General features: G+C 73.2%; 12 protein-coding genes. 1 reads left to right on the plus strand and 11 read right to left on the minus strand.

Features of this window, described 5'->3' with window-relative positions:
• Positions 1–278: 278 nt before the first annotated feature.
• The 3 genes from AC0666_RS21950 to fmt form a co-directional block, all read right to left on the minus strand.
• Positions 279–422, minus strand: a complete 144-nt coding sequence (locus tag AC0666_RS21950; protein ID WP_468970886.1) for a hypothetical protein — start codon at positions 420–422, stop codon at positions 279–281.
• A gap of 708 nt (positions 423–1130) precedes the next feature.
• A complete protein-coding gene (locus tag AC0666_RS21955; RefSeq protein ID WP_478708152.1) occupies positions 1131–2591 on the minus strand; it encodes an RsmB/NOP family class I SAM-dependent RNA methyltransferase in 1461 nt (486 codons plus the stop codon).
• 85 nt (positions 2592–2676) lie between these two features.
• On the minus strand, positions 2677–3621 hold the full coding sequence (fmt, locus tag AC0666_RS21960) for a methionyl-tRNA formyltransferase (protein ID WP_361725243.1): 945 nt from the start codon (positions 3619–3621) through the stop codon (positions 2677–2679).
• A gap of 308 nt (positions 3622–3929) precedes the next feature.
• Between fmt and AC0666_RS21965 the strand changes: the two genes are divergently transcribed.
• On the plus strand, positions 3930–4448 hold the full coding sequence (locus AC0666_RS21965; RefSeq protein ID WP_468970880.1) for a hypothetical protein: 519 nt from the start codon (positions 3930–3932) through the stop codon (positions 4446–4448).
• A gap of 176 nt (positions 4449–4624) precedes the next feature.
• On the opposite strand, the gene AC0666_RS21970 is transcribed toward AC0666_RS21965, so the two are convergent.
• The 8 genes from AC0666_RS21970 to AC0666_RS22005 all read right to left on the minus strand — a co-directional run bounded on the left by AC0666_RS21970 (position 4625) and on the right by AC0666_RS22005 (position 13043).
• Positions 4625–6757 (minus strand): primosomal protein N', encoded by a 2133-nt coding sequence (locus tag AC0666_RS21970; RefSeq protein WP_478708153.1) that lies wholly within the window; start codon positions 6755–6757, stop codon positions 4625–4627.
• A gap of 80 nt (positions 6758–6837) precedes the next feature.
• Positions 6838–8046, minus strand: coding sequence for a methionine adenosyltransferase (gene metK / locus AC0666_RS21975; protein WP_468583664.1), 1209 nt, complete (start codon positions 8044–8046; stop codon positions 6838–6840).
• Positions 8047–8241: 195 nt separating this feature from the next.
• Positions 8242–9471, minus strand: a complete 1230-nt coding sequence (gene coaBC, locus AC0666_RS21980; RefSeq protein ID WP_478708154.1) for a bifunctional phosphopantothenoylcysteine decarboxylase/phosphopantothenate--cysteine ligase CoaBC — start codon at positions 9469–9471, stop codon at positions 8242–8244.
• A gap of 97 nt (positions 9472–9568) precedes the next feature.
• Positions 9569–9841, minus strand: coding sequence for a DNA-directed RNA polymerase subunit omega (rpoZ, locus tag AC0666_RS21985; RefSeq protein WP_004948662.1), 273 nt, complete (start codon positions 9839–9841; stop codon positions 9569–9571).
• 61 nt (positions 9842–9902) lie between these two features.
• A complete protein-coding gene (gene gmk, locus AC0666_RS21990) occupies positions 9903–10466 on the minus strand; it encodes a guanylate kinase (RefSeq protein ID WP_361725231.1) in 564 nt (187 codons plus the stop codon).
• Positions 10467–10527: 61 nt separating this feature from the next.
• Positions 10528–10851: an integration host factor gene (locus AC0666_RS21995; protein ID WP_008740406.1), complete on the minus strand. Its 324-nt coding sequence runs from the start codon at positions 10849–10851 to the stop codon at positions 10528–10530.
• A gap of 234 nt (positions 10852–11085) precedes the next feature.
• Entirely contained in the window at positions 11086–11922 is an 837-nt protein-coding gene (pyrF, locus tag AC0666_RS22000; protein WP_478708194.1) for an orotidine-5'-phosphate decarboxylase, read from the minus strand.
• Positions 11923–11933: 11 nt separating this feature from the next.
• Positions 11934–13043, minus strand: coding sequence for a quinone-dependent dihydroorotate dehydrogenase (locus AC0666_RS22005; RefSeq protein WP_478708155.1), 1110 nt, complete (start codon positions 13041–13043; stop codon positions 11934–11936).
• Positions 13044–13106: the final 63 nt, after the last annotated feature.

Below are 13106 nucleotides of genomic sequence, written 5' to 3' on the forward strand. Positions count from 1 at the left end.
CGCGAAGCGACGCGACGACGAGGAACGAGGAGGAGCGCCCTTGACGGCCCGGACCGACACGGAAGGACAGTGGACTGACGGGACGCCCCCGGACGCTCTCTGATGCCGGGCGCGGGGCATCCCGAGCCCCGACGCCCCCGCCCCGCCCTCCGACGCCGCACGCGGGCTCCCGCCCCCGAAGCCCCCGCCCCGCCTTCCGATGCCGCATGGGGGCTCCCGCCCCCGAAGCCCCCGCCCCGCCTACCGCCCCCGCACGCGGGAATCCCCCCGCCTCGCGATCATGCGTCTGCGGGCGCCGGACCGTTGAGGGGCATCGTCACCGCGACGCGTACCGCCCCGGTGGTCGAGACCGCGACCTGTGCGACCGTGCGCTCTTCGGGGTGGCCGGCGACGACGGCCGGGGTGCCCTCAAGCGTCGGCACGTGGCGTACGTTCCATCCCGCGCTCCGGAAGTACTCCTGCGCACGCGCCAGGGCCCGTACCCTCTCGTCCTCGGGCAGCGGCTCGGTCGACCACGTGTGGTGGTCCGAGGCCCCGGACGCGTCCTGGACCGTGCTGAAGCCTTCCCCGGCTGCGTGGGCGCCGATCCGACCCGCAGGGCGTCGTAGATCCGGCTGAAGTGGTCGAGGGCCCGGCGCGTGGCGGGATCGTCGGCCTGCGGGGGCTTGAGCACGGCGGGGTCGGCTCCGGTCGCCGCCGCGGGCTTGCCCGGCGGGAGGAAGCACGGCGACCTCACCTTGAGGGTGGCGATGCCCTCGCCCTTGGTGCGGTCCAGGATCCCGGTGATGCCTTCCATCCAGAACCGGTGATGCCTTCCATCCAGAAGTCGTCGGGCTCCGTGCGCATGCTGACCCACGGGAAGGGGCCGGACATGTCCTTCTCGTCCGACGAGTTGTACTTGTAGCCCTGCTTCAGCCAGGCGTCCCGCGCCTGCAGCACGAGGTTCTTGGCCTCGGTCCCGGGGACCCCGGTCAGCTTGTAGAAGAGGGGTGACCTGCAGTCGGTCGTCCGGGCCGTGGTCGTCCCTGGCGATGCAGGGGCCGACGGTCTTGGGGCCCGTACTCAGGGCGCATGGGTACCCCGCTGCGGGGCGAGGTCGTACAGGGTGGAACCCCTACGGGCCCCGCCCCCTACGCCACCCGCCGCAGCAGCGCCAAGTACATCGCGTCCGTGCCGTGGAGGTGGGGCCACAGCTGGACGTCCGGGCCTTCGCCCAGGGCCGGGACACCCTCCATGTACGGGCGCGCGTCGAGGAGTTCGGCCGCCACCGGGTGGTTGCCCGCTCCGCGGCCCTTCAGGACGTCGTCCACCACGACCCGGGTCTCCGCCAGGTGCGGCGAGCACGTCGCGTAGCCCACCACACCGCCGACCCGGACCGCCGACAGCGCCTCCCGCAGCAGCGCCCGCTGCAACGGGGCGAAGCCCTCCAGGTCCTCCGGGCGGCGGCGCCAGCGTGCCTCGGGGCGGCGGCGCAGCGCGCCCAGGCCCGAGCAGGGGACGTCCATCAGCACCCGGTCGAAGGAGCCGGGCCGCCACGGCGGGCGGGTGCCGTCCGCCGCGATGACCTGGTAGGGGCCGGGGTTGCCGGCGAGGGCCCGCTCCACGAGCCTCGCGCGGTGCGGCTGCTTCTCGGAGGCCAGCAGGAACGCCCCGCGCTCCGCGGCCAGGGCCCCCAGCAGGGCCGCCTTGCCGCCCGGGCCCGCGCAGCCGTCCAGCCAGCGCTCGTCGCGGCCCTCCACCGGCACCGCCGCCAGGGCCATCGCCACCAGCTGGCTGCCCTCGTCCTGGACGCCGGCGCGCCCCTCGCGCACCGCCTCCAGGGCGCCCGGCTCGCCGCCTTCGGCCATCCGTACGGCGTACGGGGACCAGCGCCCGGGCAGCGCCGAGTCCTCGCCGACGGCCTCCAGCAGCTCCTGCGGCGTGGAGCGCCCCGGCCGCGCGACGAGCGTGACCTCGGGCCGCTCGTTGTCGGCCTCCAGCAGGTCCTCGATGCCGGCGCGGCCGCCGCCCAGGGCGTCCCACAGCGCGCTGACGACCCACCTCGGGTGCGAGTGGTACACCGCGAGGTGCTCCTCGGCATCCTCCTCGTAGGGCGGGGCCACCCGCTCCAGCCAGCCGTCCAGATCGTGCGCGGCGATCTTCCGCAGGACGGCGTTCACGAACTTCGCGCGCCCGTCGCCGAGCACCACGCGGGCCAGCTCCACGCTCGCCGACACGGCGGCATGGCTCGGGATCCGGGTGCCCAGCAGCTGGTGCGCGCCGAGCGAGAGCACGTCCAGGACCGGCGGGTCGACCTCGCGCAGCGGCCGGTCGATGCAGGCCGCAATGACCGCGTCGTACGTGCCCTGCCGGCGCAGTGTCCCGTACACCAGCTCGGTGGCCAGCGCCGCGTCCCTCGTCTGGAAGGTCTCGTCCTGGCGTGCCTTGCGCAGCAGGGGCGGCAGCACGAGGTTCGCGTACGCGTCGCGCTCGTCCACCGCCCGCAGCGCCTCGAAGGCCAGCATGCGGACGGGGTCCTTCTTGGGGCGGCGGTACGGCTTGGGCTGGTGCTTGCCGCCTGCGGCGGGTCGGCGACGGGGCTGTTCGCTCACGTGAAAGGTGCTCCGGTTTTACGAGTGACTACGGGGTACTGCAGGTTCTGGCGGCGGCGTCCGCGGAAAGGCACCGCCCACCAGCTCAGCCTACGTCCGCCCCGCCCAGCCGCTCGCCCGGAGCGATCCGCACCCCGCGCGCCCAGTCGGCGCCGGCCATCGGCTTCTTGCCCTGCGGCTGGACCCAGAGCAGCTCCACGGCGTGCGAGCCGGTGCCGACGTAGACGTTGTTCTTCGCGGGGGCCAGCACGCCCGGCTCCAGGTCCGTGCGGTCGGGCACCAGGCCGACGGAGATCAGCTTGAGGCGCTCTCCGCGGAAGACGGTCCAGGCTCCCGGCGCGGGCGTGCAGCCGCGGACCACGCGGTCGGCGCGCAGGGCCGGGGCCTTCCAGTCGATCCGGGCGTCTTCGACGGTGATCTTGGGCGCCAGCGAGATCCCGTCGCCGGGCTGCTCCACGGCGCGCAGGGAGCCGTCCTCGATGCCGTCCATGGTGGCGGCCAGCAGGCCGGCGCCGGCGAAGGCGAGGCGGGTCAGCAGGTCGCCGCTGGTGTCGGTGGGGCGGATCTCCTCGGTCAGGTGCCCGTAGACGGGACCCGAGTCGAGGCCTTCTTCGATGAGGAAGGTGGAGGCGCCGGTGACCTCGTCCCCCGCCATGATGGCGTGCTGTACGGGCGCGGCCCCGCGCCAGGCAGGCAGCAGGGAGAAGTGCAGGTTGACCCATCCGCGCCGGGGGATCTCCAGGGCGCTCTTGGGAAGCAGCGCGCCGTACGCGACGACCGGGCAGCAGTCGGGGTCGATCGCGCGCAGCCGGTCTTGGAACTCGGGGTCCCGCGGCTTGGCCGGCTTGAGCACCTCGATGCCGGCCTCCTCGGCGCGCTGGGCGACCGGGCTGGCGACGAGTCGGCGGCCCCGGCCGGCCGGGGCGTCGGGCCGGGTGACGACGGCGGCGACCTCGTGGCGCCCGGAGGCGATCAGGGCGTCCAGGGCGGGCACGGCGACCTCGGGGGTGCCTGCGAAGACGAGCTTCACGGGGGTCCTACCTCGCTATTGGGCTGTCAGCAGCATGTCAGCAGCACACCAGTCTATGGGGCGGCCCGTGCGGGCGGGCGCCGACGGGGTGCGCGGCCCGTACGGCCGGCCGCCCCAGCCGCCCCACGTGCCTCATCAGGGGGCGTACGCAGACCCATGCGCCTCTCGCATATGCCGACACGCCCTGGGTGCGTGACTTCATTGCCGTATGGCGCGTTGGTCAAGAGAGATTGACCGAAACCGGGCCGCGATGAGAACGGTGTCTGCGGCCCGATCCGCTCTTCAGCACCGGTTCGAGAGGCTTCTTCATGGCCGACCACGCCACCCACGACGCCCAAGCACGGGCCAGCCTGCATCTCCTGGTGCGGGACATCGAGCGGGTTCGCCGGCAGGTGGATGCTCTGCGTACGCTCACCGCCCAGCTCGGCAATGTGTACCGCCCGCGCCGCTCCGGGCCTTCCACGGGCTTCGTCGTCTACGGCCGGGCCCCCGCGCCCACCGTCCGCCTCGCGCAGGAGCTGCGGGACAGCGTCGAGACGCTGGTCACCGCCGCGGTGGACTTCGACCGCTCGCTCGGTTTCTCTTGGGACGCGGTGGGCTCGGCGCTCGGCGTCACGAAGCAGGCCGTGCACCGGCGCTACGGTGCCCGGCGGGCCCAGGCCGCAGAGCCGGCGGAGCCGCTGGCCGAGGGCAGCGCCACCCGGACGCTGGGGCCGCTCCCCACGGTCCCGGCGGCCCGGTCGGTTCCGCCGCAGCCGGTGCGCGAGGAGTCCCAGGCCCCGGCCGCGGCGCGCTCCGCGGCGTTCCCCGGACCGCGGGGCGGCTGACCCGTCGCCCGCCCGCCGCCGGGACGCCGACCCCCGACGGCCGGCCGGGCCGCCCGTACGAACGCCGCCCCCGGCGGAAGCGACCCCATCGGCCGCTCCCGCCGGGGGCGTTCGCCGTCCGCGGGACCGATCCGCCCCGGCGGACCGCGGGACCCGCCGGGCGCACCCGAGCTCCCTCAGCCGATGTCGGGCGGGTCGATCCGGATCCGGACCGCCTCCGCCGCCGGGACGCCCCGCGCCAGCCGGGCCGCCTGGGCGGTCTTGAGGGCGGTGGCCAGCGCGGCTCCGCTTCCCGGCGGTACCCGCACCAGCGCCCGCTCCCCCGGCGAGGGCTCCCCGCGCCGCCCCGGCAGCGGTACGGGTCCCAGGACCTCCGCGTCCGGCGGCAGTGCGGCGCCGGCGAGGAAGGCCTCCACCGCCTCCCCGCGCCCGGCGACCGCCGCCATCCGCGACACCGGGGGGAAGCCGAGCTGGGACCGCTCGGCGAGTTCGCGGACCGCGTGGCCCACGGGGTCCCACCGGACGAGCGCCTGTACGGGCCGCAGCGTCGGCTCCGCGACCACCACGACCTGCCCGTCGGCCCGCACCAGCGAGGCAGCCGCCAGCCAGCGCCGCAGCGCGTCCTCCCCGGCGCGCAGGTCGGGCCGGCTGAGCATGGCCCAGCCGTCGAGCAGCAGCGCGGCCGCGTACCCGGCGCCCGCGGCGACGGGCTCGGCGCCCGGCGTGCTCACCACCAGGGCGGGGCGGTCCGGCACCTCGTCGAGGACGTGGTCGCGCCCGGAGGTGCGCACGGGTACGGCGGGGAAGGCCCGGCCCAGCTCCTCGGCGGTCCGCCGCGCCCCCACCACCTGGGCCCGCAGCCGGAAGGAACCGCATTCCTCGCAGTGCCAGGAGGGTTCCGGCCGCCCGCACCATCCGCACTGCAGGTCCCGCTCGTCGGGGGCTTCCAGTGGCCCGGCGCAGACGGTGCAGCGGGCCGGGGTGCGGCAGCGCTCGCAGGCCAGGCGGGGTACGTAGCCGCGCCGGGGGACCTGGACGAGCACGGGCCCGGTCTTCAGCCCCTCCCGTACGGTCTCCCAGGCCAGGGTCGGCAGCCGGGCGGCGCGGGCCGCCTCGTCGCGGGCCAGCAGTTCGTCGCCGACGGTCCGGATCCGGGGGGCGGCGGCCCGTACCGTCTCGCGGTCGGCGGCCAGCGGTCGCGCCCAGCCGGACTCGACCAGCTGTGCGGCCTCCACGGTGCAGCTCGTGCTCCCGGCCAGGAAGGCGCAGCCCTCGCTGACGGCGCGCAGTTCCAGCACCTCCCGGACGTGCGGGAAGGGGGCGTTGTCGTCGCTGTGGCTGGAGTCCCCGTCGTCCCAGACGGCGACGAGCCCGAGGTCGCGCACGGGGGCGAACATGGCGGCCCGGGTGCCGATCACGGCCCGCACCGAGCCGCGGTGGACGGCGAGCCATTGGCGGTAGCGCTTCTCGGGGCCGGATTCGGCGGTCAGCAGCGCGTGCCGCCCCTCGCCGAGCAGGGCGGTGAGGGCCCTGTCCACGCGGGCGGCGGCCCGCCCATCGGGCAGGACGGCAAGGGCTCCGCGGCCGGAGGCGAGGGTGGCGGCCAGGGTGCGGGCCAGCTCGTCGGCCCAGCCGGGGCCGGGCAGCGCGGTCCAGACGGCGCGCGGCGCACCGCCGGTGGCCAGGGCCCGCAGGTAGGCGGGGCCGGCCCCGTACCGCGTCCAGCCGCCGGGGTCGGGGGCGGCGGGCGGGGGCAGCGGCTCCGGCGAGGGCTTGGCCTCGGCGCGGGCGTTGCGCGGGGGCAGGGCGAGCTGGAGCACGTCGGCCAGGCTTCCCGCGTACCGGTCGGCGACGGCGCGGGCGAGGGCCAGCAGCTGCGGGGTGAGGACCGCCTCGGGCGAGACGACGTGGGCGAGGGCCGCCAGGGCACCGTTGTAGTCGGACTCGGCGCGGCGCTCGACGATGAAACCGTCGATGAGCCCGCCGCCCTCACGGCGGCCGCCGTGCACCTGGTGGGAGCCGGCGCCGAAGCGGACGCGGACGCGGACCCCCGGCTGGGCGGCCTCGGACAGCTCCTCGGGGACGGCGTAGTCCCAGAGCTGGTCGAGGTGGAGCACCCCCTTGTTGACGAGGACCCGCGCGACCGGCAGTTCCTTGGCGAGGGCCGCGCCGCGCCAGGTGCGCGGCTTGGCCTTGGGGGCCTTGGCCTTGGCCTCGGCGACCATCTCCCGGATGAGCGCGAGCTGCTCCGGCGGGCCGCCGGGACCCCCGTCCCCGCCCCGCTGCCCGGACTCGTTCGCGCTGCTCACACCGCATTCTTACCCGATGGCACCGACAACGCCGAACGGCCCCGGACCAGAGGGTCCGGGGCCGTTCGCACGAGCGGCTGTTACAGGCCGGCGGCGGCGCGCAGGGCGTCGACGCGGTCGGTGCGCTCCCAGGTGAAGTCCGGCAGCTCGCGGCCGAAGTGGCCGTAGGCGGCGGTCTGGGCGTAGATCGGGCGCAGCAGGTCGAGGTCGCGGATGATCGCGGCCGGACGGAGGTCGAAGACCTCGCCGATCGCGTCCTCGATCTTCTGGACCTCCACCTTGGCGGTGCCGAAGGTCTCGACGAACAGGCCGACGGGCTCGGCCTTGCCGATGGCGTACGCGACCTGGACCTCGCAGCGCGAGGCGAGGCCGGCGGCGACCACGTTCTTGGCGACCCAGCGCATCGCGTAGGCGGCGGAGCGGTCGACCTTGGACGGGTCCTTGCCGGAGAAGGCGCCGCCGCCGTGGCGGGCCATGCCTCCGTACGTGTCGATGATGATCTTTCGGCCGGTCAGGCCGGCGTCGCCCATCGGGCCGCCGATCTCGAAGCGGCCGGTCGGGTTGACCAGCAGCCGGTAGCCGTCGGTGTCCAGCTTGATGCCGTCCTCGACGAGCTGACCGAGCACGTGCTCGACGACGAACTCGCGGATGTCGGGGGCGAGCAGCGAGTCCAGGTCGATGTCGGACGCGTGCTGGGTGGAGACGACGACCGTGTCGAGGCGGACGGCCTTGTCGCCGTCGTACTCGATGGTGACCTGCGTCTTGCCGTCGGGGCGCAGGTACGGGATGGTCCCGTTCTTGCGGACCTCGGACAGGCGGCGGGAGAGCCGGTGCGCGAGGTGGATCGGGAGCGGCATGAGCTCGGGCGTCTCGTCGCAGGCGTAGCCGAACATCAGGCCCTGGTCACCGGCGCCCTGCTTGTCGAGCTCGTCCTCGTCGCCCTCGACCCGCTTCTCGTACGCGGTGTCGACGCCCTGCGCGATGTCCGGGGACTGCGCACCGATGGACACCGACACGCCGCAGGAGGCGCCGTCGAAGCCCTTCTTCGAGGAGTCGTAGCCGATCTCAAGGATCTTGTCGCGCACGAGCTGCGCGATCGGGGCGTAGGCCTTCGTCGTCACCTCGCCCGCGATGTGCACGAGACCGGTGGTGATGAGGGTCTCCACGGCCACACGCGAGGTCGGGTCCTCGGTGAGGAGCGCGTCGAGGATCGTGTCGCTGATCTGGTCAGCGATCTTGTCGGGGTGGCCCTCGGTCACGGACTCCGAGGTGAACAGGCGGCGGGACACATCGCTCCCTGGGGTTGCAGCGGCTGCTGGCTGATCATTTGGCGGAACCACACCGGGGGCTGCGCCCGATCACGTTCCGAATGCAGTTTATCGGTCGCCACCGGGCGCCGGACCACCCGTCTCGCCCTATGGGAGGCGCGTGACCTGCGACACTCCATTCTGGCGTATGGAATTCGTTCCGAGAAGGGTCGCGACTCAGGCGCGTCGCGGGGCGAGCCGGGCGGCGACCTGGTCCCAAATGACGTCGGCCAGCGCTTCCTTCGGACCATAGGGAACGGGCGTCTCGGATCCGTCAGAGGACAGAATCACCGCTTCGTTCTCCTCGGAACCAAAGGTCTTGGAGGTGCCGACCTCGTTGACGACGAGAAGATCACACCGCTTGCGGGCGAGCTTGGCCCGTCCGTTGGCGAGGACGTCGTCCGTTTCCGCGGCGAACCCGACGACCACCTGCCCGTCCCGGGCTCGGTCGGCCGAGATCTCCGCGAGGACGTCGGGGTTGCGGACGAGGGTCAGCGGAGCGGGCTCCTGCCCGTCCTTCTTCTTGATCTTGCCGTCGGCGTACTGGGCCGGCCGGAAGTCGGCGACGGCGGCCGCCATCACCACGGCGTCGGCGTCGGCGGCGGCCTTGAGCACGGCCTCGCGCAGCTGGACGGCCGTCCCGACCCGTACGACGTCCGTCCCGGCCGGGTCGGCCAGCGCGGTGTTGGCCGCGACGAGGGTGACCCGGGCCCCGCGTGCGACGGCGGTACGGGCGAGCGCGTAGCCCTGCTTGCCGGAGGAGCGGTTGCCGAGGAAGCGGACCGGGTCCAGCGGCTCCCGGGTGCCGCCGGCGCTGATCACCACGTGCCGTCCGGCGAGATCGGGCTCGGCCGTGCCGCGGGCCAGGCTGTGCCTTCTCAAAACGTTGCGGCACACCTCGTAGATCTCCTCGGGGTCCGGGAGGCGGCCCTTGCCGGTGTCCTTGCCGGTGAGCCGGCCGACGGCGGGCTCGATGACGACGGCGCCGCGCCGGCGCAGCGTGGCCACGTTCTCCTGGGTGGCGGGGTGCTCCCACATCTCGGTGTGCATGGCGGGCGCGAAGACCACCGGGCAGCGGGCGGTGAGGAGCGTGTTGGTGAGGAGGTCGTCGGCCAGCCCGTGGGCGGCCTTGGCCAGCATGTCGGCGGTGGCCGGGGCGACGACGACGAGGTCGGCGCCCTGCCCGATCCGCACGTGGGGCACCTCGTCGACGCTCTCCCACACCTCGGTCCCGGCCGGGTTCCCGGACAGGGCGGCCCAGGTCGCCTCGCCCACGAAGTGCAGGGCCGCCGCCGTGGGCACCACCCGTACCTCGTGCCCGGACTCGGTCAGCCGGCGCAGCAGCTCGCACGCCTTGTAGGCGGCGATCCCGCCGCTGACTCCGAGCACGACCTTCGGCTTACCCACCACACACGCCCCTTCGGCTGTCGTCGTACGTGTCTATGACACACCACAGGCCCGGCAGATGTTCTGCCGGGCCTGTGGTGAAAGGAATCTCGGTGCCTTACTGGGCCGGGGCCTCGATGGCCTCGGAGGTCAGCAGACCCGCGTTGATCTCGCGCAGCGCGATCGAAAGCGGCTTCTCGTGGACGTGGGTGTCCACCAGCGGGCCGACGTACTCAAGCAGGCCCTCACCGAGCTGCGAGTAGTACGCGTTGATCTGACGCGCGCGCTTGGCCGCGTAGATCACGAGGCTGTACTTCGAGTCCGTGGCCTCAAGCAGCTCGTCGATCGGCGGGTTGATGATGCCCTCGGGCGCAGTGATGGAAGAGGACACGCTCTACCTTCCGAAGATGGGTGAAAGATCAGGCATTGACCGAGGGAACGACGGTCAACGATCAGACAACTTCCATCAAGGCTAGCAGCTCACGCGCCACGTCCTCGACGGAGGTGTTGACCAGGGTGGTGTCGAACTCGGACTCGGCCGCGAGCTCGACCTTGGCGGTTTCCAGGCGGCGCTCGATGACCTCGGCCGATTCGGTGCCCCGGCCGGTGAGCCGGCGGACCAGCTCCTCCCAGCTGGGCGGCGCGAGAAAGACCAGCTGCGCCTCGGGCATGGACTCACGGACGAGCCGCGCGCCCTGGAGGTCGATCTCCAGGAGGACGGGCTCGCCGTTCTCCAGGCGCTCGGCCACCGCGCCGCGCGGTGTGCCGTAGCGGTTGCCCGCGAACTCGGCCCACTCCAGCAGCTCGCCGTTGGCGATCAGCTTGTCGAACTCGTCGTCGCTGACGAAGAAGTACTGGACTCCGTGTCGCTCACCGGGCCGCGGCTTGCGGGTGGTGGCCGACACCGAGAGCCAGACCTCGGGGTGGACCTTGCGCATATGCGCGACGACCGTGCTCTTGCCGACACCCGAGGGGCCGGAGAGCACGGTCAGCCGCGGACGAACCTCTGCTGCCATAGAGCGATTATCCAGGTTCCAGGGACTGCCTGAGAACGCCGGGAGAACTTCAGGCGAAGCGTCAGCCGGCTGGGGTGCCGAACTCACGTTCCAGAGAGGCGATCTGGTTGGAGCCGAGACCTCGGACACGCCGGGACTCGGAGATGCCGAGGCGCTCCATGATCTGCTTGGCGCGCACCTTGCCCACGCCAGGCAGGGACTCCAGCAGGGCGGAGACCTTCATCTTGCCGATGACGTCGTTCTCCTGGCCCGTCTTGATGACCTCTTGGAGGGAGGCGCCGGAGTGCTTGAGTCGATTCTTCACCTCGGCCCGCTCCCGGCGAGCCGCGGCGGCCTTTTCGAGCGCGGCTGCGCGCTGTTCAGGGGTAAGGGGCGGAAGAGCCACGCCTACGTCACCTCGGATGTCGAACTGTCGGATACGGACCGGTGGGGAACCCTAGGGCGCCACACCAGGCGAATGCCCGAACAGCGGTGGAACTCGTTCGCTGCTCGTTCACTCTGCTCGGAGACTAGCGGCCATGGCCGCTCCAGTCAGCGAGAACGGACGAAAAGTCCTGGTCAGCCTCCACTGAAACGTACATCACGGACAAACTACCCCGGTTTTGTCCGGTGAAGGACGTCAGCGGGAGACCGCCTGGCGGATTTCGTCCGCGAACCGGGCCGCCGACGCGCGGAGCGCCGCCGCGTCCGGGCCGTGCTTCAGGACACCGCGGGACACGTTCGGCAGGACGTTGCGCACGGCGGCGCCGAAGACGGCCGGCAGATCCGCCGCCGTGGCGCCCTGGGCGCCGATGCCGGGGGCCAGCAGCGGGCCGTTGATGTCCAGGTCGAAGGAGGAGAGGTCGCCCAGGGTGGCGCCGACGACCGCGCCGAAGGAGCCGAGCGGTGCGGCGCCGGCGTTCTCGGCGGCGAGGTGGGCCAGCATCGTGGCGCCGATGGTCCTGCCGTCCTCGCGGACCGCGCGCTGGACCTCGGCGCCCTCCGGGTTCGAGGTGAGGGCGAGCACGAACAGGCCGGCGCCCGATGCACGGGCGAGGTCGAAGGCCGGGCGCAGGGAGCCGTAGCCCAGGTACGGCGAGACCGTCAGCGCGTCGGAGAACAGCGGCGAGTCCTTGCGCAGGAAGGTCTCGGCGTACGCGGCCATCGTCGAGCCGATGTCCCCGCGCTTGGCGTCCATCAGGACCAGGGTGCCGGCCGCGCGCGCGTCCGCCACGGTCTGCTCCAGCACGGCGATGCCGCGCGAGCCGAAGCGCTCGAAGAAGGCCGCCTGCGGCTTGAAGACCGCCACCTGGTCGGCCAGGGCCTCCACCACGGTCCGGGAGAAGCGCTCCAGGCCCGCGATGTCGTCGCCCAGGCCCCAGGAGGACAGCAGGGCGGCGTGCGGGTCGATGCCGACGCACAGGGGGCCGCGGGAGTCCATCACCTCGCGCAGGCGGGTGCCGAAGGGGGTTCCCAGGGTCTCGGTCGTCACAGGGCGGCCTTTCGGGTCTCGGCGCCCACCGCTTCGGCGAGGGTCGCGTACGGGCTGGCGGCCAGGCGCGCGGCCAGGCCCTTGTGGATCGAGCGGGCGTAGAACGGGCCCTCGTAGATGAAGGCGCTGTAGCCCTGGATCAGCGTGGCGCCGGCCAGGATCCGCTGCCAGGCGTCCTCGGCGTTCTCGATGCCGCCGACGCCCACCAGGACCAGCCGGTCGCCCACGCGTGCGTACAGGCGGCGCAGGACCTCCAGGGAGCGCTCCTTGACCGGGGCGCCGGAGAGCCCGCCCGTCTCCTTGACCAGCGACGGGGCGGACTTCAGGCCGAGGCCCTCGCGGGCGATGGTGGTGTTGGTGGCGATGATGCCGTCCAGGCCGAGCTCCAGCGCCAGGTCGGCCACCGCGTCCACGTCCTCGTCGGCGAGGTCGGGGGCGATCTTGACCAGCAGCGGGACGCGGCGGTCGGTCACCGTGCGGTCGGCCGCCTCGCGGACGGCCGTGAGCAGGGGGCGCAGCGACTCCGTCGCCTGGAGGTTGCGCAGGCCCGGGGTGTTCGGGGAGGAGACGTTCACGACGAGGTAGTCGGCGTGGCGGGCCAAGCGCTCGGTGGAGGCGACGTAGTCCCCCACCGCCTCCTCCTCGGGTACGACCTTGGTCTTGCCGATGTTGACGCCGACGACGGTGTTGAAGACCGGCCTGCGGGCCTCCAGGCGCGCCGCCACGGCCGCCGAGCCCTCGTTGTTGAAGCCCATGCGGTTGATCAGCGCGCGGTCCGCCACCAGCCGGAAGAGGCGCTTCTTGGGGTTGCCGGGCTGGGCCTGCGCCGTGACGGTGCCGATCTCGACGTGGTCGAAGCCGAGCATCGACATGCCGTCGATCGCGACGGCGTTCTTGTCGAAGCCCGCGGCGAGGCCGAAGGGGCCGTGCATGCGCAGGCCGAGGGCCTGCGTGCGCAGCTCCTTGTGGCGGGGGGCGAGGACGGCCGCGACGAAGGTGCGCAGCACGGGAGTGCGGGCCGCGAGGCGGATCCAGCGGAAGGCCAGGTAGTGGGCCTGCTCCGGGTCCATCCGCTTGAAGACCAGGTGGAAGAAGAGCTTGTACATCTCAGTCGGTTCCTCGTGCGCTCATGAGGAGGGGGACACCCGTCGTGAAACCGGTGTCCCCCT

This window comes from Streptomyces sp. NPDC043680 (assembly GCF_056436685.1).